This window comes from Burkholderia sp. Ac-20344 (assembly GCF_017104975.1).
Taxonomy (GTDB): domain Bacteria; phylum Pseudomonadota; class Gammaproteobacteria; order Burkholderiales; family Burkholderiaceae; genus Burkholderia.
Genome location: NZ_JAAGPP010000155.1, coordinates 1 through 19,520, shown reverse-complemented (window position 1 = coordinate 19,520; position 19,520 = coordinate 1). Strand labels below are relative to the sequence as shown.

At 68.4% G+C, this 19,520-nt stretch carries 21 protein-coding genes and 2 pseudogenes; 7 read left to right on the top strand and 16 right to left on the bottom strand.

The genetic code is table 11. The features are described 5' to 3' along the window. Nucleotides 1–431: 431 nt before the first annotated feature. The 3 genes from G3N64_RS32895 to G3N64_RS32885 form a co-directional block, all read right to left on the bottom strand. The gene (locus G3N64_RS32895; protein WP_205787887.1) at nucleotides 432–1,091 is read right to left on the bottom strand and encodes an isoprenylcysteine carboxylmethyltransferase family protein; all 660 of its coding nucleotides are present in this window, start codon (nucleotides 1,089–1,091) and stop codon (nucleotides 432–434) included. 169 nt (nucleotides 1,092–1,260) lie between these two features. After that, entirely contained in the window at nucleotides 1,261–1,425 is a 165-nt protein-coding gene (locus tag G3N64_RS32890) for a hypothetical protein (protein WP_162836114.1), read from the bottom strand. 262 nt (nucleotides 1,426–1,687) lie between these two features. After that, nucleotides 1,688–2,107, bottom strand: coding sequence for an HIT domain-containing protein (locus G3N64_RS32885; protein WP_205787886.1), 420 nt, complete (start codon nucleotides 2,105–2,107; stop codon nucleotides 1,688–1,690). 137 nt (nucleotides 2,108–2,244) lie between these two features. Between G3N64_RS32885 and G3N64_RS32880 the strand changes: the two are divergent. Together G3N64_RS32880 and G3N64_RS32875 are read left to right on the top strand one after the other, a co-directional pair. Beyond that, nucleotides 2,245–2,532: pseudogene (locus tag G3N64_RS32880) on the top strand (hypothetical protein); the annotation flags it as partial. A 199-nt stretch (nucleotides 2,533–2,731) separates the two neighbouring features. Then, on the top strand, nucleotides 2,732–4,144 hold the full coding sequence (locus tag G3N64_RS32875) for a serine hydrolase (protein WP_205787885.1): 1,413 nt from the start codon (nucleotides 2,732–2,734) through the stop codon (nucleotides 4,142–4,144). A 101-nt stretch (nucleotides 4,145–4,245) separates the two neighbouring features. Here G3N64_RS32875 and G3N64_RS32870 read toward each other — a convergent pair whose 3' ends face one another. The 6 genes from G3N64_RS32870 to G3N64_RS32845 form a co-directional block, all read right to left on the bottom strand. Beyond that, nucleotides 4,246–4,869 carry a glutathione S-transferase gene (locus tag G3N64_RS32870; RefSeq protein WP_205787884.1) on the bottom strand — a complete coding sequence of 208 codons (624 nt, stop codon included), beginning with the start codon at nucleotides 4,867–4,869 and terminating at the stop codon, nucleotides 4,246–4,248. A 72-nt stretch (nucleotides 4,870–4,941) separates the two neighbouring features. Next, nucleotides 4,942–6,441 carry a TIGR01777 family oxidoreductase gene (locus G3N64_RS32865; RefSeq protein WP_205787883.1) on the bottom strand — a complete coding sequence of 500 codons (1,500 nt, stop codon included), beginning with the start codon at nucleotides 6,439–6,441 and terminating at the stop codon, nucleotides 4,942–4,944. Beyond that, entirely contained in the window at nucleotides 6,438–7,304 is an 867-nt protein-coding gene (locus tag G3N64_RS32860; RefSeq protein ID WP_205787882.1) for a DUF393 domain-containing protein, read from the bottom strand. The genes G3N64_RS32865 and G3N64_RS32860 overlap by 4 nt, the downstream gene beginning before the upstream one ends. A gap of 93 nt (nucleotides 7,305–7,397) precedes the next feature. Further along, nucleotides 7,398–7,868, bottom strand: a complete 471-nt coding sequence (locus tag G3N64_RS32855) for a DUF2269 domain-containing protein (RefSeq protein ID WP_205787881.1) — start codon at nucleotides 7,866–7,868, stop codon at nucleotides 7,398–7,400. Next, nucleotides 7,865–9,172, bottom strand: a complete 1,308-nt coding sequence (locus tag G3N64_RS32850; protein WP_205787880.1) for an SDR family oxidoreductase — start codon at nucleotides 9,170–9,172, stop codon at nucleotides 7,865–7,867. The genes G3N64_RS32855 and G3N64_RS32850 overlap by 4 nt, the downstream gene beginning before the upstream one ends. A gap of 89 nt (nucleotides 9,173–9,261) precedes the next feature. Continuing rightward, the gene (locus G3N64_RS32845; protein ID WP_006480371.1) at nucleotides 9,262–9,795 is read right to left on the bottom strand and encodes a MarR family transcriptional regulator; all 534 of its coding nucleotides are present in this window, start codon (nucleotides 9,793–9,795) and stop codon (nucleotides 9,262–9,264) included. 165 nt (nucleotides 9,796–9,960) lie between these two features. Between G3N64_RS32845 and fabV the strand changes: the two genes are divergently transcribed. Further along, entirely contained in the window at nucleotides 9,961–11,163 is a 1,203-nt protein-coding gene (gene fabV / locus G3N64_RS32840) for an enoyl-ACP reductase FabV (protein ID WP_205787879.1), read from the top strand. Between the two features lie 71 nt (nucleotides 11,164–11,234). Here the strand turns inward: fabV and G3N64_RS32835 are convergent, their stop codons facing one another. After that, nucleotides 11,235–11,939, bottom strand: coding sequence for an SDR family oxidoreductase (locus G3N64_RS32835; RefSeq protein ID WP_205787878.1), 705 nt, complete (start codon nucleotides 11,937–11,939; stop codon nucleotides 11,235–11,237). Between the two features lie 349 nt (nucleotides 11,940–12,288). On the opposite strand from G3N64_RS32835, the gene G3N64_RS32830 reads away from it, so the two are divergent. Continuing rightward, on the top strand, nucleotides 12,289–12,873 hold the full coding sequence (locus G3N64_RS32830) for a TetR/AcrR family transcriptional regulator (protein ID WP_205787877.1): 585 nt from the start codon (nucleotides 12,289–12,291) through the stop codon (nucleotides 12,871–12,873). A 102-nt stretch (nucleotides 12,874–12,975) separates the two neighbouring features. Here G3N64_RS32830 and G3N64_RS32825 read toward each other — a convergent pair whose 3' ends face one another. The 3 genes from G3N64_RS32825 to G3N64_RS32815 form a co-directional block, all read right to left on the bottom strand. After that, a complete protein-coding gene (locus tag G3N64_RS32825; protein ID WP_205787876.1) occupies nucleotides 12,976–13,554 on the bottom strand; it encodes a hypothetical protein in 579 nt (192 codons plus the stop codon). 297 nt (nucleotides 13,555–13,851) lie between these two features. Further along, the gene (locus G3N64_RS32820; RefSeq protein ID WP_205787875.1) at nucleotides 13,852–14,637 is read right to left on the bottom strand and encodes a YhfC family glutamic-type intramembrane protease; all 786 of its coding nucleotides are present in this window, start codon (nucleotides 14,635–14,637) and stop codon (nucleotides 13,852–13,854) included. Between the two features lie 11 nt (nucleotides 14,638–14,648). Then, nucleotides 14,649–15,179 carry a GNAT family N-acetyltransferase gene (locus G3N64_RS32815; RefSeq protein WP_205787874.1) on the bottom strand — a complete coding sequence of 177 codons (531 nt, stop codon included), beginning with the start codon at nucleotides 15,177–15,179 and terminating at the stop codon, nucleotides 14,649–14,651. Between the two features lie 206 nt (nucleotides 15,180–15,385). On the opposite strand from G3N64_RS32815, the gene G3N64_RS32810 reads away from it, so the two are divergent. From G3N64_RS32810 to G3N64_RS32800, 3 genes are all read left to right on the top strand, one after another. Next, nucleotides 15,386–15,751, top strand: coding sequence for a metalloregulator ArsR/SmtB family transcription factor (locus tag G3N64_RS32810; protein ID WP_205787873.1), 366 nt, complete (start codon nucleotides 15,386–15,388; stop codon nucleotides 15,749–15,751). Beyond that, complete coding sequence (locus tag G3N64_RS32805) at nucleotides 15,723–16,208, top strand: SRPBCC family protein (RefSeq protein WP_205787872.1); 486 nt, start codon at nucleotides 15,723–15,725, stop codon at nucleotides 16,206–16,208. The genes G3N64_RS32810 and G3N64_RS32805 overlap by 29 nt, the downstream gene beginning before the upstream one ends. A 119-nt stretch (nucleotides 16,209–16,327) precedes the next feature. Further along, on the top strand, nucleotides 16,328–16,804 hold the full coding sequence (locus tag G3N64_RS32800; protein WP_205787871.1) for an SRPBCC family protein: 477 nt from the start codon (nucleotides 16,328–16,330) through the stop codon (nucleotides 16,802–16,804). Between the two features lie 28 nt (nucleotides 16,805–16,832). Here G3N64_RS32800 and G3N64_RS32795 read toward each other — a convergent pair whose 3' ends face one another. From G3N64_RS32795 to G3N64_RS40000, 3 genes and pseudogenes are all read right to left on the bottom strand, one after another. Next, entirely contained in the window at nucleotides 16,833–17,963 is a 1,131-nt protein-coding gene (locus G3N64_RS32795; protein ID WP_205787870.1) for an amidohydrolase family protein, read from the bottom strand. A 1-nt stretch (nucleotide 17,964) separates the two neighbouring features. Beyond that, a complete protein-coding gene (locus tag G3N64_RS32790) occupies nucleotides 17,965–19,272 on the bottom strand; it encodes an MFS transporter (protein ID WP_205787869.1) in 1,308 nt (435 codons plus the stop codon). An 83-nt stretch (nucleotides 19,273–19,355) separates the two neighbouring features. After that, nucleotides 19,356–19,520, bottom strand: a pseudogene (locus G3N64_RS40000) (CoA transferase); the annotation flags it as partial.

The window sequence follows — 19,520 nt, the reverse complement described above, 5'->3', positions numbered from 1 at the left end:
GTCGCGCCGGTCAGCGCGGCGACGACGAGAGCGGGGGCGATTTTCTTCCACATTCCCGTATTCTTCCTTGTTCGCAATCTGGTTATCGAAGGTCCGCTCGGTACGACGATCTGAATCGATCGCCGTCGGGTCAAACATTGTGCCGAACCGCGGACCAATTCATTTCATTGAGCTTGCGGCGAAGAATAGCACCGGTCCCACATCCTTGCCGTGGACATTCTGGTAACAAGTTGTTTACGAATAAACGACGTCGAACGCCCGCGCCGGAATGCCCGCAAACCCGCGCCGGTATTGGTTCCGCCGAGGGTCCGGCCCTGCGGAAAAACAAGCCGGCCATGTGCGGCGTCGCACGTTTGCGACACACGCGGCAACACATCGGGCACGTCTCGCGAGCGGGCCTCGAAACGACGGCCGCGGAGAAATGAAGGGGGTCAGTACACGCCGGGCAGCAGCCGCCAGGTCCGCGCGCAGTACGCGTCGTATTCGGCGCCGAATTGCGCACGCAGCAGCGCCTCCTCGGAACGGATGCGCGCGACGAGCGGCACCATCGTCAGCACGACCAGCAGCACACCGACGCCCGAGCGGAACGCGAGCGCCCAGCCGACCGAATTGACGATCAGGCCGAGATAGCTCGGATTGCGGATGCGGCGGTAGATGCCGTCGGTCACGAGGGTATGGCCCGGCTGGATCGCGACGAGCCCGCTGAAGCGCTTGCCGAGCACGAATACGGGCCAGATGCGCAGCACGCCGCCAGCGATGTACAGCACGACGCCGGTCCAGCGCACCGCATCGCCGCCGAAGGTCCAGACCTCGAGCCGGTCGGTCAGCGCGGGCAGGTACGCGAGCAGGAACCCGCTCACCGCGAATGCCGCGAGCACCCAGCGGTTGTCGCGGTTCTCGCGCTCGCCGCTGCTCAGGTTGCCTTCGGTGAACATCGCGGCGACGGCCATCGCGAGCGTCGCAACGACGACGACGGTTAGCTGCGGATGCGAGAAGAAGGCCGCGAATCCGCCGCTGCCGAGCACCGCGAGCCCGAGATAGACGAGCGTGGAGATGCCCGACAGGGCGGCGACCTTGCGGGTGACTGTCATGGCTGCCTCACCGGAATGCGGAATGCGCTTTCCTGTGAAGTATAGGAACCGCGCGCACGCCGCGCGGCGCACCGCCGTCATGCGATGCGCGAATTCGCGCGAATCGTCCGGCGCAACGCGGCAGCCCTGACCGATGCGGCCAGAACCGGCACCCGCGCCCGGCGCCGGATCAGCGGATGCGGAAGTTGCCGCCGATCCCGACGCTGACCGGCGGCGCGTAATACGCCGGCGCATAGCCGTAGTAGGCCGGCGCAGGCGCGTAGCCGTACGGCGGCGCGACGTAGCAGCCGGACAGGCCGCCGATCAGGGCAAGCGTGATGAGAAGTCTGGACATGGCTCGATTCCCGGCGCGAAAGACGAATGGCACCTCGCGAAAGCCGCGCCGCCGCGCGATGCGGCGGCCGGCACGAAGAGGCGATCCGCCCTTCCTGTCGCTCAGTGAAGCAATGCGCGGAGTCTAGCGCCGGGTTGGCCGGGACGAGTTTCGCCGGCGGTTACAGGTGTTACCTTGCGTGACCGCCGAAACAGGCAGTCGCGCGGCGGCTGGCCGGTGCACCGCCATCCTCTGCCGCGCCGCATCGGGTGCAATCGATGCGTTACACGAAGCGCGCGCGAATGCGCTGCGCGAGCGCGTCGAGCGTCGCCGCGTCGGCGATCTCGCGTGCATGCATCCGCAGCTCCGCGCCTTCCCAGCGCGGGATCACGTGGAAGTGCACATGCGGAACCGTCTGGCCGGCTGCCGCGCCGTTGAACTGGCCGATGAACACGCCGTCCGGCTCGAGCGCCGCGCGCACGGCCGCCGCGACGCGCTGCGTCATGCGGATGCCGGCCGCGGCGGCGTCGCCGGACAATTCGAAAATCTGCGCGGCCGGCTCCTTCGGGATCACGAGCACGTGGCCGTCGGCCTGCGGCATCAGATCCATGATCGCGAGGGTTGCGTCGTCTTCCGCGACCTTCACGCACGGCAGTTCGCCGCGCAGGATTTTGGCGAACGGGTTGTTGTTGTCGTAGGACATGGCGTTTTCCGATAACGGTTGGACTGGGAAAGTGGGAAAGCAATGCCGGACGATTATCGGCCGACGGCCGGTCGGATTTCAACTTGTCAGGCCGCGTCGCCGTTGCGGCGAAGCCGGGCTCGCGCATCATCGCGGCGCACCTGCACGACCCGCTCTCGCTGGCGCTGGCGCTCGCACCGAACGGCCATCTCGTGACCGCGAACGGCGACGCGGTCGACGCCGATCCGCTGCAGCCGAGCGAGATCGTCGAATTCACGGTGGACGGGCGCTTCGTCGCGCCGATGCAGGTCGATACCGTGCCGGGGGCGGCATTCGGTCTTGCGTTCGGGCGCGGCAGCACAGGCCAGCTGGAATTCGCGGCCGTCGACGACAACACGAATACCGCGACGGTCTGGATCCTGCGGCCGGACAGCAACGCGCAATGACGTGCCACCTGGGCGGGCCGCAGTTCACACGCGGCCCGTTCGACGTGGCCGATCGACACACACGATTCGCATACGCCGGGCAGCATGCACCCTGTCGACGCCGCCCGGCGTCTCGCTTACCCGCGATTGCCACCGCCGGCCCGAACCTGCGACACTGCCGGTTCATGCTGTGCCTGCAGACAACCGAGGACGCTCGCGCATGACGATCCCCCTCAAGCAGCTGATCCTGCGCGGCGTCGCGCTTGCCGTCGTCGCCGCGGTCGGCTACACGGGCTACATGCTGTCCCGGCTCGCGCCGATCGCGACCGGCTATGCGGCGAAGGCGCTGTGTTCCGGCGTGTACGTATCGGGCCGCCCGGCCGCGTCCGTGATCGACGTCGACATCATGGCCGGCGTGCATCCGCTGCTGAAGCTGGTGCGTCCGTCGATCGATCCCGACCATCATCGCGCCGTGGCGACCTTCGCCGGCTTCGCCGAGCGCGAAGCCGACTTCCGGCCGGGGCTCGGCTGCACGCTCGCGATCGGGCCGTCTCTCGCCGCAGCGCCGGCCGTCTTGCCGGCCGCGCTGCCGCCCCTTCCCGATCCGCCACCCGCACAGCCGGCACCGGCCACGCCGCCGGCCGGCATCGACACGCAGAAGCTGCAGACCGCGCTCGACCGCGCGTTCGACGAGCCCGATCCGGCCCGGCCGCGGCGCACGCGCGCGGTCGTCGTGATGTGGCGCGGCCAGGTGATCGCCGAACGCTATGCGCCCGGCTTCACCGCCGACACGCCGCTGCCCGGCTGGTCGATGACGAAGACCGTGACGGCCGCGCTGGTCGGCCTGCTCGTCGCGCAGCACAAGGTGTCGCCCGATGCGTCGGCGTTGCTGCCTGAATGGCGCGGCAGCGGCGATCCGCGCGCGGCCATCACGCTCGACGCGCTGCTGCGGATGACGAGCGGCCTGCAATTCAACGAGGACTACGACGACCCGCTGTCCGACGTCGCGTTGATGCTGTTCACGCAGCCCGATACCGCGCGGTTCGCGTCGGCGAAGCCGCTTGCCGCGACACCCGGCACGCAGTGGTCCTACTCGAGCGGCACGAGCGCGATCGTCGCGCGCGTGATGCGCGAAGCGCTGGGCGGCAACGAGGACGACTACCTCGCGTTCCCGCGCCGCGCGCTGTTCGCACCGCTCGGGATGCGCAGCGCGGTGTTCGAGCCCGACGCATCCGGCACGCTCGTCAGCCCGTCGTACATGTATGCGAGCGCGCGCGACTGGGCGCGCTTCGGGCAGTTGCTGCTGCGGGACGGCGTGTGGGACGGGCAGCGGCTGCTGCCGGAAGGCTGGGTACGCTACCTGACGCGCGCGACGCCGCAATCGGCGCGCCAGGAATACGGCGCGCAGCTGTGGGTCAAGGTGCCGGAGCCGTTCAACGATCGCGATCCGCATGCGGGCGCGATGCCGGCCGACGCGTTTCATGCGGTCGGCCATGAAGGCCAGTTCGTGAGCGTGGTGCCGAGCCGGCAACTGGTGGTCGTGCGGCTTGGGCTGTCGCGGCCGGAATCCGCGTGGAACCACGAGGCGTTTCTCGCGCGCGTGCTCGACGCGGTGCCTGCGCCCGGCGCGTGACAACGGGGCTGCGGGCCCGCGGGCCTGCGTATGCCGCGTATGACGCTCATGACGCGGACGCGGCGGCGATTGCCCCGCCGCCGCGCGCTACCGGCCATGCATCACGGGTTCGCGCTGCCCGCGTATGTCTGGAAGCCTTCGCGCGTCGCGAGACGTTCGATATAGCGTGACACCGCCGGGAAATCCGGATGCTCGAACGGCGTGCCGAACCAGCGGTTCACCGACAGGCCGATCGGAATATCGGCGAGCGTGAAGCGGTTGCCGGCCACGTACGCGCCGGTCGCTTCGAGCTGCGCGTTCAGCACCTGCATGTGCTTCGTCCAGCCCGCGATCGACTGCGCGATGCCGGCCGGGTCCTGGTGATCGGGCGATTTCCGCACGAGGCCGAGGAACGCGCCGATCCACGAGCGGTTCAGGTCGGCACCCTGCCAGTCGATCCATTGATCGACCCGCGCGCGCGCCTGCGGCTCGGCCGGGTACAGCGCATCGCCGCCATAGCGGTTCGCGAGGTAGCGGATGATCGTGTTCGATTCCCAGAGCACGAAATCGTCGTCCTTGATGACGGGCACGAGCGCGTTCGGATTCAGCGCGAGATAGGCCGGATCGTTGGTCGTGCGAAAGCCCGCGCCCCAGTCTTCCTGTTCGAACGGCAGGTTCAGCTCGGTGCACAGCCACAGCACCTTGCGGACGTTGATGGACGGGATCTTGCCGAGGATGTGCAGCATGCAGTCTCCTTGTGAGGTCGGATGCGGAGCGCCCGGGACGCACGACACGTCCCGAACGCGGTCACGCCGAGTTTATACGCGACCACGCGGCAAACGACAGGCCGTGTGCGGAAAATCCGCGTGCGGCCGATTCGTCAGGTCACGCAGCGCGTGCTCGGCCGTCGGGAACCGGAACATGAATCCGTCCTGATGCAGCCGCGCCGGCATCACCCGCTGCCCGTCCAGCAGCAGCTCGGCCATTTCGCCCATCGCGATGCGCAGCGGCGCGGCCGGCACGTGCAGCCGGGCCGGACGATGCAGCACCTTCGACACGACCTGCACGAACTCGCGCTGGGTCAGCGGCGCGGGCGCGACCGCGTTGTAGACGCCGTGCATGCCCGGGTTCGCCATCGCACGCGCGATGATCCGCAGCACGTCGTCCCGGTGGATCCAGCTCATCACCTGCGTGCCGTCGCCGAAGCGCCCGCCCATCCCGACGTAATGCGGCAGCAGCATCGGGCGCAGCGCGCCGCCGGGGCCGAACACGACGCCCAGCCGCAGCACGACCGCGCGAACGCCGTGGCGCTCGAGCGCCTGCGCGGACTGCTCCCACTGCCGGCACAGCTCCGACATGAAGCCGGTGCCGGCGCTGCTGCGCTCGTCGAGCCGCTCGTCGGCAGGGCGCACGCCGTAGTAACCGATCGCCGACGCCTGAATCCACGTGCGCGGCTTGACCTCGGCGGTCTCGACCCAACGCATCAGCGACTCCGTGACGCCGACGCGGCTCGCGAGCAGCACCGCCTGCCGGCGCTTGCTCCAGCGTGCGCCCAGCACCGGCGCCCCCGCGAGATTGATGACCGTGTCGAAACGTTCGTGCGGCTGCAACTGTTCGACGGCCGTCACGCTGCGCACGCGGCCATGAAACTGATACGCCGCGCGCAGCGGATCGCGCGCCAGCAACGTGACCGCATGCCCTGCATCGAGCAGCTGGGTCACGAGCGTTTCGCCGATGAAGCCGGTCCCGCCGGTGACGAGCACGTTCCCCGGCGGCTGCCCCGCGAACGGATTGGCGACCGGTACGTGTCGCGCGATCCGGCAGGCCGCGATCCCGTCGCGGATTCCCGATACCGTCACGCCGACGGCAAACACGCTCAGCACCCAGCCGCGCCAGCCAAGATCGAGCGGCTGCAGCGCGCTCGGCTCATGCGCCCACGCAGCCAACTGCATTGCGATCATCCCGAACAGCGCGCCGCCGTTGACGGCCAGCAGCGTGTGCAGCACGCGCTCGGTCGCCGGCAGCTTGCGGCTCTGGTCCTCGACGACGAAATCCCACAGCGTCAGCACCACCTCGACGACGACCACCGCCGCGATGGCCGCCACCCACGCGCCGTGAAACGCGACATTCGCGATCGACGCGAACACCAGGCCGTAAAGCACGGAACGCACCGCATGAATCGCCAGCTCGAGCCGCGCGCGCGGGCTGTGCGGCAGATCCTGCGTGAGTTCGTGGTGATAGAGCGTGTCGAATGCGCCCATCGCGCCCTGCACGATCAGCAGGTTGAGCGCCCAGTCGAAAGCAGGCAAGGTATTCATACGGTGTCCCTCTTCCACAGCCAGACGAGCGGCGGCACCATCGCGACGAGTGCCGCCGCGTCGATCGCCACGTGGCCCGATACATGGGCCTGCAATGAAAACAGCATGTCCTGCGGCGCCCAGATCAACAGGCCGGCCAGCAGCCACCCCCACACTTCCCGCCGGCGCAGCCGGTTGCCGAGGTGGACGAGCGCCAGCATCCAGACCGACGCGCATTGCACCGTCGCGCCGATCAGCGACATCCACCAGATCTGCTGCGCACGCGCGGCGTCGGGCGCCGTTCCCGCCCAGAAATTCAGCTCGATGCCGCGGTGATACGCGTCGAGCCATGGCGCGCCGGCAACCCACGGAACGGCAATGCCGACGAGCAGGTGTGCGATCGCCGCGCCAACCATCCAGGTCACCACGATGCGGCGCGCAGCGTCATCCGCCGGACGATCCGTCACGGGTTCGGCGGCACGGTCGCGACCGCACGCCGCCTCGTCGCACGGCGCTTCGGCGTGGTAGCCGAGCCAGCGCGATACCGCATGCCGGTTGCGCGCGAAGCGGCGACACAGCGGCGCCAGCGCACCGCGCACGGCCGGCACGCGAAGCAGCCGGACGAGCCAGCGGCGTCCGGTCAGCGCATGGGCGGCCAGGATGCTGTCCACGCCGGTCAGCACGCGTCCGTCGGGCAGCCGCGCATGCAGCTCGCGGTTCAGCGCGGACAGGTCGACGCCCAGCGGCGCGGGATCGAAACCCGGCTCGGCGATATCGACGAAAGCCAACTGCTGTCGCGCATCGCGGGCCGCGAGACGCTTGATCTCCGCAACGCATAACGGACATCGTCCGTCGAAGTACAGCACCAGTTCAGTTGAGCCCATGATTCGCATTCCTTGTTTTTGTTGCAGGCATCATGAATCGATCGACTGCTTTCCGGTACGTCGTGCCACCGCTCCCGTGCGGCGGCGGCACCCTTACATCGGCTTGAGCACCATCAGGAAGTAGACGGTCAGCATCGCGAAGAACGCCGGATAGCCGAGCAGTTCCCAGCGCTTCGCATAGAGCCAGTACCGCTCGGGCAATGCCGCGTCGCCACTTGCATGAGCGAGCTTCGCCATCGCGGCCAGTTCGACCTGCAGCCACACGACCGGCAGCCAGCACGCGCCGGCGATCGCATACAGCACGATCGACGCGACGAGCCACGGCGTATGCCACGGCCAGCCGGCCGTGTGCGCGAGCCAGAGCCCCGATGCCGGCTGGAAGATCACGGCCGGCGTCGTGAACCACCAGTCCGCGCGCACCACGAGCCGCGACACGGCCGCGATCGCGGGCACCGAGCGCGTGCGGTTCGCGAAAAACAGGTAGAACGCGGTGCCGAACCCCGTGCCGACCAGCAGCACCGAGGACAGGATGTGAAGCGCCTTGATGACGAGATAGGTATTCATGCGTGTTCTTCTTCTGAAAAAAGGATCAACAGGATCGCGAGGATCGGCACGTTCTTGAGCACGGGGCCGAACGGTTCGGCGAGCAGGCCCGGCATCGTGACCGCGATGACCGCCGAATACGCGACGATCAGCGCGGCCTGCGCGACCCACAGGCGGCGCGACGGCGCGGCGACGGTCGCGATGCCGAACGCGAAGTCCAGCGCGCTGGCCGCATAGAGCGCAATCAGCGCAGGTAGCCCCGTCAGGTGCGCAGGCGCGAGCAGTGCGAGGCTCGCGTGCAGCGGATGGACGAACGCGCTGGCGATGGCCGTCCAGATCCACACGATCGCAAGCGCGCCGCGCAGCAGCGGACGACGCCACATCGCGAGCGCGTCGCGACGCAGCGCGGCGGCTCCCGCGCCGATGAAACCGTCGATCCCGCGCGGCGGCCGGCCGAGCATCGCCGCGACGGCAGCCGGATCGCCGGTGTTCCCGCCGCGCAGCATCGTCCACGTGTCGCGCGTGAACATCGCGCCCGGCAGCGTGCCGAGCAACGCGGCCGCCGCGCCGGCCAGCGGGCCCGGCAACGCAATGCGGGCGGCCGGCGGAAACCCCAGCGCGGCGCGGTAGCGGGCCAGCATCTCGCGGAATTCGATTTCGTCGTTGCCGACCACGTCGATCACCGGGCGGCCAGCCGCCGGTGCATCGACGCACCGCGTGACGACTTCGGCGAGATCGTCGACGTGCACGGGGCGCAGCCGCTGATGGCCCCCCGCCGGCAGCACATGGACGGGCAGGCTCGCGAGCATCCGGAACAACCGCGCCGACGCGCCGTCCGTGCCATAGACGAGCGCGGGACGCACGATCCGGAAATCGATCGGCAGCGTCTGCAGGAAGCGGTCGGCTGCGACCTTGCTCGCGAAGTAGCGCGTATCGCCACGCTCGACGCCGAGCGCCGAGATCTGGATCACGCGCCGCACGCCGGCGCGGCAGCACGCGGTAAAGAGCGCGCACGGCGCGGCGCGATGCACGGCGTCGAGCGTCGCGCCGCGTCGATCGGCGAGGATGCCGACCGCATTGATCACCACGTCGACGCCCTCCAGCCGCACGCGCCACGCGTCGGGGTCGACGTCCTTCGCGAAGTCGATCGCGACGTCGCACGGGCCGGCCGCATGACGCACACCGCGCAGCACGCGATGGCCGCCGGCTTCGAGCTGCGCACACAGTGCCCGCCCGATGAAGCCGTTCGCGCCGCACACGAGGACGGTCATGCTGCGCGCCCCGGTGCGGTCATGCGGGCGGGTCGACGGCAAGACAGTGTCCATTTCTCATCCTCTATTTACAGTTATTTCTGTACAGACAGAAACAACAACCCCCAAAAAAGCGGGCTGGCTGCCCGCATTGCGCGTACCGCTTACTTCGACGGCTTGCGCCTGACCGTCTGGCTGATCTTCGCGCCGATGCCGAGCGCCTTCATCAGCGTGTCGGGCTTGAGCCGCAGCATCTCGTCCGACCAGGTCGTGAGCGTCTCGACGAACTGCAGCGTGTCGCGGATGCGCTGCTCGGTCTCGCGGCTCTCGTTCGCGATCTCCGGATTCGTCAGGCAATCGCGCAGCACCGTGAGCGTCGGCTCGATCTCGCGCTGGCGCCGCCCTTCGACGATCAGCTTGAACAGCTCCCAGATGTCGGTCGACGTCTCGAAGTGGTCGCGGCGGTCGCCCAGCACATGCACGACCTTCGCAAGCCGCCACGCCTGCAGCTCCTTCAGGCTCGTGCTGACGTTGGAGCGCGCCACGTTGAGCGTCTCGGCGATCTCGTCGGCCGCGACCGGCCGGCCGGCCAGATAGAGCAGCGCGTGGATCTGCGAGACGGTGCGGTTGACGCCCCACCGCGAGCCCATTTCGCCCCAGTGGAGAATGAATCGTTCGGCAATCGGTGTGAGTTCCATGACGTGAAATTTAGGCATTTCAGTTATTTCTGTCAAGAGAGAAATAACCAAGCGATCCGCCCCGACCCGGCCGCGCCCGCCCGCGATCGGCCGCATCCATTACAATGCGCGGGATTTTTCCGAATTCAGGCCGTCCCAGCCTTTCTGACTAGAGTAGAGGTTTCCATGATCATCAAACCGCGCGTGCGTGGCTTCATCTGCGTGACGACTCATCCGGTCGGCTGCGAAGCCAACGTCAAGGAACAGATCGACTACGTGACTTCGCACGGCCCGATCGCGAACGGCCCGAAAAAGGTGCTCGTGATCGGCGCGTCGACCGGCTACGGCCTCGCCGCCCGGATCTCGGCCGCCTTCGGCTCGGGCGCGGACACGCTCGGCGTGTTCTTCGAGCGCGCCGGCAGCGAAACGAAGCCGGGCACGGCCGGCTGGTACAACAGCGCCGCGTTCGAGAAATTCGCCACCGAAAAGGGGCACTATGCGCGCAGCATCAACGGCGACGCGTTCTCCGACAAGGTCAAGCAAGTCACGATCGACACCATCAAGCAGGATCTCGGCAAGGTCGACCTCGTCGTCTACAGCCTCGCGGCACCGCGCCGCACGCATCCGAAGACGGGCGAAACCATCAGCTCGACGCTCAAGCCGATCGGCAAGACGGTCACGTTCCGCGGCCTCGACACCGACAAGGAAGTGATCCGCGACGTCACGCTGGAACCGGCGACGCAGGAAGAGATCGACGGCACCGTCGCCGTGATGGGCGGCGAGGACTGGCAGATGTGGATCGACGCGCTCGATGAAGCCGGCGTGCTGGCCGACGGCGCGAAGACCACCGCGTTCACGTATCTCGGCGAGCAGATCACGCACGACATCTACTGGAACGGCTCGATCGGCGAAGCGAAGAAGGATCTCGACAAGAAGGTGCTGTCGATCCGCGACAAGCTGGCCGCGCACGGCGGCGACGCGCGCGTGTCGGTGCTGAAGGCCGTCGTCACGCAGGCGAGCTCGGCAATTCCGATGATGCCGCTGTACCTGTCGCTGCTGTTCAAGACGATGAAGGAAACCGGCACGCACGAAGGCTGCATCGAGCAGGTGTACGGCCTGTTCAAGGACAGCCTGTACGGCGCGACGCCGCACGTCGACGAAGAAGGCCGCCTGCGCGCGGACTACAAGGAGCTCGATCCGCAGGTGCAGGCGAAGGTCGTCGCGCAGTGGAACCACGTGACGAACGAGAACCTGTACGAGCTGACCGACTTCACGGGCTACAAGACCGACTTCCTGCGTCTGTTCGGCTTCGAGATCGCCGGCGTCGACTACGACGCGGACGTGAACCCGGACGTGAAGATCCCGGGCATCATCGATACCACCGTCTGACGGTACGGCCCGCCGCCCGTGCTGCATGCGCAGCGCGGGCGATGGGCGGTGGATTCACCTTCCCGGCGGCGTCAGCGCTGCGCCGGCTCCTCCAGATAGACGCCCGCCGACAGCGTGGCCTTCACGTGCCGCGTGAGCTCGTCGGTCGACACCTCTTCCTCCCCCGCTTCGATCGCGTCGTACGCCTGGCGCACGACCTCGGCCGGCGTCGCCTTCGGCACGTCGAGGCCGGCCGTCAGGTCGGTATCGATGAAGCCGGCATGCAGCCCGACGACCTGCGTGTGCTGCTCGCGCAGCGAATGGCGCAGCCCGTTGGTCAGCGCCCACGCGGCCGATTTCGACACGCCGTAGCCCGACAGGATCGGCCGGTTCACCCAGCTCGCGACGGACAGGATGTTCAGGATCGCGCCGCCGCCATGGCCGGCGAGGATGCCCGCGAACGCGCGCGACATCGCCAGCATCCCGAACACGTTGGTTTCGAAGTGAGCGCGCAACGCATCGGGCGCGCCGTCGTCCGTCAGGCTGCCGAGCCGCGCGATGCCCGCGTTGTTGATCAGCAGCGTGACGTCGCGTGCCGCGTCGGCCGCTGCGGCGACGGCTGCCGGATCGGTCACGTCGAGCTTCACCGGCACGACGCCCGGCAACGTCACGGTGGCCGGATCGCGCGCCGCCGCATAGACCTTGCGCGCCCCTCTCGCGAGCGCCTGCTTCGCAAACTCGAGCCCGAGCCCGCGGTTTGCGCCCGTGATGAACACCACTGCACCTTCGATCTTCATGATCGTTCCTTTCGCATGATGAATCGCCTGCGCGCCGGCTCGCCGCGCGCGTGAGATCCGGTGGAAAACCAGACTGCCATTGCATATCGAACCGTTGCGCCACCGCCGGCAGTCGGCGAGCCGCCCACTGCCCGCTACCCGCGCCCCGGCGGCGCCAAAGACGCCGACCGATTGCCATCCGGTGTTCCGGCCGTGGCTTTGCACCCTCCGCCAAGTCGGCTACACTCGATGTCAATGTCGATCACCATTGTCTTTGCGATGCATTGTGTTCATGTAACTCGAGCATGTCAATGGTGATCGACATTGTGTTTTCCAATCGACGCGATCGGCAAAAATCAGGGAGGGATCTATGGGCGTGTCAAGACAGCAGGCTGCCGAGAACCGGAGCGCGATCGTCGCGGCCGCCGAGCGGCTGTTCCGCGTGCGCGGCGTCGACGCGGTAGGGCTCACGGAGCTGATGAAGGAAGCCGGCTTCACGCAGGGCGGCTTCTACAACCACTTCAAGTCGAAAGACGCGCTGGTCGCCGAGGTGATGGAAAAGGCGATGCAGGACCGCGCGGATTCGCCGAACGCCGGCAGTCTCGACGCGCAGGTGGCGTTGTATCTGTCGGCTGCGCATCGCGACAACGTCGAGGCCGGATGCCCGCTGTCCGGTTTCGCGGGCGATGCGCCGCGACTGACCGATGCGGCCCGTGCGTGCTACGCGCACGGGCTAGCCACGTATCTCGATCGGCTGGAACGGATGGTGGCCACGGAAGGCGCGACGCCGGCGCAGACGCGTCGCGACGCGATCGCGGTCTTCAGCCAGATGGTCGGCGCGCTGGTGCTGTCGCGCGCGATCGCCGGCACCGATCCCGCGCTGGCCGACGAGATTCTCGCGGCTGGGCGGGACACGCTCGTCGACGGACGGGACGATCCGGGCGCGTCGGCGTAGTCGCGTTCTGGCGTCATGACGTCGTGACGGGTCGGCTTGCGCGGCGTATCGGCTTGCGCGGCGTGTCGGCGTGCGCTTCAGCGTCTCGCCGCGCCATTCGACCTATTCCACCGCCCGCGCAGCCTCCCACAGCAGCTGCCCGCCCAGCGTCGCATGCCACGCGGCAAAACGCGTGCGCCACGCTTCGAACGGCTCCGCCAGCGGATGGCGCGGATCGTCGCTGAGCGAATACGCCATCCCTTCGATCAGCCATCGCGGCTTGGTCGCGACGGCCAGGTTGCCGAGCACTTCCGCCTGGCGGTGATGGATCAGCTCGTGCGCGAGAAAGTAGGTCTGCCAGCCGCGCGGCGCGACGACCACGCCGAAATTCCCGAGCGTCAGCGCCGCGCGTTGGCCGAGGCCGAATGCATCGGCGCACGCCCGCGTCGAACAGAACACGACGCGCGGCGCCGCCTGGAATGCACCGACGGCTGCCGCCGCACGCGCATAGCCGTCGCGATAGAGCTGCCGCGCGTCACCGAGCTTTGCGGCATCGTCCGTGCAGATGTCGGCGCTCGGGCACGACACGCCGGGGATCAGCGCGGGTGCGACGACGCGCAGCGGCTTGACGAGCGCATACGCGGCAATCGGCAATGCGACGAGCAGGCCCGTGAGGGCGAAAGCGACATGGGAGCGTTTCATCGAGGCGGTGGTTCCGGAGCGTTCTGCCGAGGTCTTCCTGCGTGAATATAGCGGACAGGCGATGTCTGCGGCCCTGCCTGATTCCCTGACCGAGCCCGGTCGCCAGCCTGCGCTTGCCGCGACCAGGCAGACATTCCGGGGCTTGCCATGACGATCTGCCGTTTCGTCGAAATAAAGACTTTTTGCAACCTGATTGCCGGCATGGCCTTGAGCCACGTCAGCCGGTGGCGAACGGAAGAACGGCCGGCCATCCGCCCGCCGAACCCCACCGCGCACAGCTGAAACGGGCCATCCCCTTCACGCGGCGTGCTCCGTGCGCGTGTCGCCGGCGCCCGCTTCCCGGCGGCCCCAGCGCATCCCCAGCCACAGAAGCACGACACTGCACACGAACAGGAGCCCCTCGACCCGCACGGTCTCGACGTGCCAGTACCGCGTCAGCAGTACGACAACGAGGTCGAACATGAAATGAAACGCGATCGCATACGCGAGCCAGCGCTGCGTGCCCCGGACGAACGCCTGCAGCACGATCAGCGACAGCCCCACATGCGCGGCCATCGCGCTCGCGCGCTCGAACAGCGCGAGAAACGGCGACGCGAGCGTCATGCCCGCGAACTGCGACCCGATCAGCGACTGCGTGCCGGCCGACACGACGACGCCCGCATGCGCGAGCAGGTAGCCCGTGCCGAGCACGACGAACCCGACGCCGACCAGCAGCATCGCCTCCAGCCCGCCGTGCCCGAGCCCGAGCATCACGGCCGTTTGCGGGTCATGCCGCTTCGGCAGCAGATACCGGAACGCGACCCAGCGCCCGCATTCCTCGAAGAGCCCGGCCGTCAGCGCCGCGAATACGAGCATCGGCACACGCCAGCGCGGATCGGTCCCGAGCCAGTGGAACAGCGGTATCTGCCACGACAGGCGCAGCACCGGCTGGAACACGAAGAAGGTCAGCATGCCGTAGAAAAACACGCGCAACGGCACCTGCGTGCGGCGCCGCCACGCGACGGCGAGCAACGCCGGTGCGATCAGCGCCACGACACCCGCTGCGAGCGTGAGGAACCAGAGCGACGGGGCGACGGGATGCATGACGGACGGCGTTACGCCAACTGCTTGTGGAAATACGTCGTCGCGCAGAGCGCGCCGTCGGGCATCAGCGCATAGTTCGGCACGACGCCAACACGCTGCCAGCCGGCCCGCTCGTACAGCCGCTCGGCGTCGCCGCCCGTCACGGTGTCGAGCACCAGCACGGTCTTGCCGGCGCCGCGTGCGGCTGCGTCGGCCGCCGCCATCAGCCGCGCGGCGATGCCCTGCCGGCGCGCGTGCCGCGACACCAGCATCTTCGCGATATCCGCGCGATGCGGCTGGTTCTCGGGCTGTGCGGTCACGACCTGCACGGTGCCGACGATCCGGCCGGCTGCGTCCTCGGCGACGAGCAGGATGCGCTCGCCGTTCGCGACGCCGTCCGCGACGTGGGTCCAGAACGCAACGGCGGTCGGCCGCTCGATCGGCAACATGAAGCTGACGGACGCGCCGCCCTCGACGCAATCGATCAGCACATCGGCCAGCGCATCGACGCAGGTCATCGCTTCCCCCGCGTCGACGCGACGGACGGTAACGGGTTCGGTCATGCCATCTCCGGTAGTCAGGTGGGCCGCACGCGCGGGTTCGGCGTGCGTCCGGATCGGAAAGAACACCGGCCGGCCGTCGCGGCTCGCGCAACGGCGGCAGGCGCGCGGCAACACACGCACCCGCGTCGGCACGTGTTACCGCCCCATCATCCTACGCGACGAAAGTTTCCGTTGCATCGCCGTTCGTTTCTCCTATGCTTAGCCGCATGGCTAACTTTCAACCCGGCATCAGCGACGTCTTCCACGCCCTCGCCGATCCGACGCGCTGCGCGATCGTCAGCGCGCTCGGCCACGGCGAGCAAACCGTCTCCGTGCTCGCCGCGCCGTTCGACATGGCGCTGCCGTCGTTCATGAAGCACGTCGCCGTGCTCGAGCGCAGCGGCCTCGTGCAGACCCGTAAAACCGGCCGCTCGCGCACCTGCACACTGGTCGGCAGCCGGCTGACCGAAGCCGAGGCATGGCTCGCCGGGCAGCGCGCGCTGTGGGAAGCACGATCCGATCGTCTCGTCGAATTCGTCGAACGCCGTCACCAGGAGGAGCACGATGTCAGCCAGCCCCGTCGAACCCGCTGAAGCCCACGATCTCGTCATCACGCGCACGCTGCACGCGCCGCGCCACGCGCTGTGGCGTGCATGGACCGACCCCGAATTGCTGAAGGAATGGTGGTGCCCGAAACCGTGGATCACCGAAGTGCGCGCGTTCGACCTGCGGCCGGGCGGCGCCTTCCACACGTTCATGCGCGGCCCCGACGGCGGCACGAGCGACAATCCCGGCTGCTTCCTCGAAATCGTGCCGGAATCGCGCATCGCGTTCACGTCGATGCTCACGGGCGGCTGGCGGCCGCAGGCGCCGTGGATGGGCTTCACCGCGATCATCACGATGGCCGACGACGAGGCGGGCAGCCGCTACGAAGCGCGCGTGATGCATCCGGACGCCGCGACGCGCGAGCGCCACGAAGCGCTCGGCTTCTTCGAGGGCTGGAACACCTGCATCACGCAGCTCGACGCCTTCGCAGCCGCGCTGCGCTGAGCACGGCCGTGTGCGCACGCATTGCATGCCGCCTCGCGCGCGCCTAGGATTCCTGAAGGAAGCATGACGACACGCCGGCCGCCGGCGTGCACCGTCGTGCGCGCTCCGCGGGAGGCGACATGTTGCACACGCACACGCATTCGACCCGTGTCAGCCGGCACCTGAACGCCCCGCGCGGCCGCGTCTACCGCGCGCTGCTCGATCCGCACGCGGTCGAGCAATGGAAGGTGCCCGACGGCATGACGTGCCGCGTGCATGCGTACGACGCGCGTGAAGGCGGCGCGCTGCGCGTGTCGCTGAGCTACGACGCACCGTCGGCCGGTACCGGCAAGACCACCGCGCGCACCGATACCTATCACGGCCGCTTCGTCACGCTCGTGCCGGACGAGCAGATCGTCGAGATCGACGTGTTCGAGACCGACGATCCGATGCTGCGCGGCGCGATGACGATCACGATCACGCTGTCCGACGAAGCCGGCGGCACGCGCGTGGATGCGGTGCACGACGGAGTGCCGCCCGGCGTGCCGGCTACCGACAACGAGACCGGCTGGCAAATGGCGCTGGCGAGGCTCGCGGCGCTGGTGGAAGCCGGGTGAGCACGCGCCGGGCCTGTCGCGGCGCGCGTCAGCCGAGCCGGTAAGCGCGCGTGACCGTGCCGCGGAACAGCGCAGCGCGCTCGTCCGGGGTTGCCTGCGCAGTCAGCCGCTTGAACGCATTCCAGCCGTTGACGAACGAATACGAGCCCTTGTCGACCGGGAAATTGCTCTCGAACATGCAGCGCTCCGGGCCGAACGCGTCGATGCAGGTCATCATCCACGGCTTCCACGCGTCGGCCAGCTGCGCGGAAGACGGCGGCCGCGCGCCCTTCTCGAAATCGAAGCCGTTGATGCGCATCCCGAGCCCGCCGACCTTCACAAAGACGTTCGGCAGTCGCGCGAGCGTGCGCATCGACGCCGACCAGCGTTCGAACACCTCCGGCCGCTTGTCGGCATAGCTGGCGATCCGCACGACGCCGCCGCAGTGATTGACGATGACGCGCGTATCGGGGTTCGCCTTCGCGAGCTCGAACAATTCGGGCAGCTGCGGAAAGAACAGCCACGCGTCATACGAAAGCCCGAGCGGCGCGAGCTGCGCGACGCCGGCCCGGTACGCGGGATCGAGCAGCAGCCCGCGCGGCACCGCCGACAGCGGATTGGCGAGCGTCGGATCGGCATCCCATGTCGTCAGGTGACGCACCCCGCGAAACCGCCCGCGCCCGGCTTCGAGATGCGCTTCGAGCACCTCGCGCACGCGTTCGCCGAGACGCAGGTCCGCGTGGCCGACGATGCCTTTCGCGACCGCCACGGGGCCGTTCTGCAACGACTCTGTCACGCCCGCAACATAGGCCGTCTCGCCCACCGGCTTCAGTTCCGTCGGGCCCGAATCGCGATAGCGCGTCTGCGCCTGCATGTAGACGGACGCCTGGATGTTGTGGCCCGAGCGCGCGTCCTGCAGATAGTCGTCGAGCATGTAGATCCAGCCCGGCCGCTCATAGAAATGATGATGCGCGTCGACGATCGGCAGGTCGGGCTCGAGCGCGGGTTCGAGCGCCGACGCGAGCCAGTCGGGGCGCACCGCGAGATAGTTGCTTTGCGTCGTCATGCGGGAAACGCCCTCCTGGGTCGCCGCGCGCGTCTCGGTGAACGCGGGCAGCGCGAGCGATGCGGCGGCCGCGCCGAGCAGCCGGCGTCGCTTGATTGAAATCGTCGCATCCATGTCATTCGCTCCGGTCGAACGCATACAGCGACAGCGTGAGCAGCGTCGTGATCGCGAGCACGATCGCGAGGCCGAGCATGCCGGCGGTAAAGGTGCCGAAGCTGTCCTTCAGGTAGCCGACGAGATAGGGGCCCGCGAAGCCGCCGAGCGCGCCGATCGAGTTGATCAGTGCGAGCCCGCCGGCTGCGGCCTGGCCGGACAGGAAGCGCGAGGGCAGCGTGTAGAAGATCGTGCGGCCGGCGATCGTGCCGATCAGTGCGAGCGTGATGCCGACGAGTGCCGGCCCGAGCGTCAGGAAGTGCGTCGACACGCCGAGCGCCACCGCGCCGATGCACAGCCCGATCGCCAGGTTCGCGACCGGGCCGCCGCGCCGGTCCACGCGCTTCGCCCACCACAGCAGCGCGACGGTCGCGAAGAAGTACGGCACCGCGGACAACCAGCCCGTCTGCATCGTCGACATGCCGTGCGCCTTCAGCATCTGCGGCAGCCAGATGCCGATCCCGTACGACCCCATCGTGAAGCCGAACGAGATCAGCGCGAGCACGTACACGCGCACGTCGCGCAGCGCGACGCCGAAGCGCTTCTTGCGGCCGGCCGCCGCACCGTCGCGCTCGAACGCACGCAGCAGCGCGGCACGCTCGTCGTCCGACAGCCACGCGGCATTCGCCGGCGAATCGGACAGCAGCTTCAGCACGAGAAAACCGAGCGCACACGCCGGCAGCCCTTCGACGATGAACATCCATTTCCAGCCGGCCAGCCCGAGCGTGCCGTCGAGCTGCAGCAGCCACGTCGACAACGGGCCGCCGATCAGCGACGACAACGGCGTCGACACGGTGAACCACGCGAGCACACGCGTACGGTAGTTCGCCGGAAACCACACGGCGAGGAAGAAGATCACGCCCGGAAAGAATCCGGCTTCCCCGATGCCGAGCAGCAGCCGGATCGCATAGAAGCTCGTCGGCCCGGTCGCGAGCGCAGTCGCGGCCGCCATCAGCCCCCAGGTGATCATGATGCGGGCGAGCCAGCGGCGTGCGCCGAAGCGATACAGCGCGAGATTGCTCGGCACCTCGAACACGCAGTAGCCGGCGAACATGATCCCCGCGCCCCAGCCGAACTGCGTCGCGGTCAGCCCGAGATCGCGGTTCATCGTGAGCGCCGCGAAGCCGACGCTCGTGCGGTCCAGGTAGTTGAAGAAATACGCGAGCGCGAGCAGCGGAATGAAGCGCCACGCGGCCTTGCGCACGGCGCGTTGCTCGATCGACGCGTCGGTCTCGCGATCGGCGGCCAATGCCGGGGAAGCGGATGTCATGGTTGTCTCCGTGGATGGGGCGGTCCGCGCCCGTGCGTGGCACGGCCGGGACGCCCTTGTTCGTTCGATGAATCGCGGCCGCGCTACGCGCTCGCCAGTTCGTTCGGCGACGGCGCGCCGCCCGGTGCCGCGTCGTCCGCGCCATGCTGCCCCGCGACGACACCGGCTTCGATCAGCGCACGCGCGTCGTCCGGCGTGTAGCCGAGCTCGCCGAGCAACGCGCGCGTGTCCTGGCCGAGTGCGGGCGG

Bases quoted from the DNA above. Each gene is read 5' to 3' on its own strand.
- G3N64_RS32815 (WP_205787874.1), bottom strand. From the start codon at position 15,179: ATGACCGAACCCGTTACCGTCCGTCGCGTCGACGCGGGGGAAGCGATG.
- G3N64_RS32800 (WP_205787871.1), top strand. From the start codon at position 16,328: ATGTTGCACACGCACACGCATTCGACCCGTGTCAGCCGGCACCTGAAC.
- G3N64_RS32830 (WP_205787877.1), top strand. From the start codon at position 12,289: ATGGGCGTGTCAAGACAGCAGGCTGCCGAGAACCGGAGCGCGATCGTC.
- G3N64_RS32895 (WP_205787887.1), bottom strand. From the start codon at position 1,091: ATGACAGTCACCCGCAAGGTCGCCGCCCTGTCGGGCATCTCCACGCTC.
- G3N64_RS32870 (WP_205787884.1), bottom strand. From the start codon at position 4,869: ATGCTGCACATCCTCGGCAAGATCCCGTCCATCAACGTCCGCAAGGTG.
- G3N64_RS32825 (WP_205787876.1), bottom strand. From the start codon at position 13,554: ATGAAACGCTCCCATGTCGCTTTCGCCCTCACGGGCCTGCTCGTCGCA.
- G3N64_RS32860 (WP_205787882.1), bottom strand. From the start codon at position 7,304: ATGGGCTCAACTGAACTGGTGCTGTACTTCGACGGACGATGTCCGTTA.
- G3N64_RS32795 (WP_205787870.1), bottom strand. From the start codon at position 17,963: ATGGATGCGACGATTTCAATCAAGCGACGCCGGCTGCTCGGCGCGGCC.
- G3N64_RS32890 (WP_162836114.1), bottom strand. From the start codon at position 1,425: ATGTCCAGACTTCTCATCACGCTTGCCCTGATCGGCGGCCTGTCCGGC.
- G3N64_RS32835 (WP_205787878.1), bottom strand. From the start codon at position 11,939: ATGAAGATCGAAGGTGCAGTGGTGTTCATCACGGGCGCAAACCGCGGG.
- G3N64_RS32865 (WP_205787883.1), bottom strand. From the start codon at position 6,441: ATGAATACCTTGCCTGCTTTCGACTGGGCGCTCAACCTGCTGATCGTG.
- G3N64_RS32845 (WP_006480371.1), bottom strand. From the start codon at position 9,795: ATGGAACTCACACCGATTGCCGAACGATTCATTCTCCACTGGGGCGAA.
- G3N64_RS32820 (WP_205787875.1), bottom strand. From the start codon at position 14,637: ATGCATCCCGTCGCCCCGTCGCTCTGGTTCCTCACGCTCGCAGCGGGT.
- G3N64_RS32790 (WP_205787869.1), bottom strand. From the start codon at position 19,272: ATGACATCCGCTTCCCCGGCATTGGCCGCCGATCGCGAGACCGACGCG.
- G3N64_RS32805 (WP_205787872.1), top strand. From the start codon at position 15,723: ATGTCAGCCAGCCCCGTCGAACCCGCTGAAGCCCACGATCTCGTCATC.
- G3N64_RS32885 (WP_205787886.1), bottom strand. From the start codon at position 2,107: ATGTCCTACGACAACAACAACCCGTTCGCCAAAATCCTGCGCGGCGAA.
- G3N64_RS32875 (WP_205787885.1), top strand. From the start codon at position 2,732: ATGACGATCCCCCTCAAGCAGCTGATCCTGCGCGGCGTCGCGCTTGCC.
- fabV (WP_205787879.1), top strand. From the start codon at position 9,961: ATGATCATCAAACCGCGCGTGCGTGGCTTCATCTGCGTGACGACTCAT.
- G3N64_RS32810 (WP_205787873.1), top strand. From the start codon at position 15,386: ATGGCTAACTTTCAACCCGGCATCAGCGACGTCTTCCACGCCCTCGCC.
- G3N64_RS32855 (WP_205787881.1), bottom strand. From the start codon at position 7,868: ATGAATACCTATCTCGTCATCAAGGCGCTTCACATCCTGTCCTCGGTG.
- G3N64_RS32850 (WP_205787880.1), bottom strand. From the start codon at position 9,172: ATGGACACTGTCTTGCCGTCGACCCGCCCGCATGACCGCACCGGGGCG.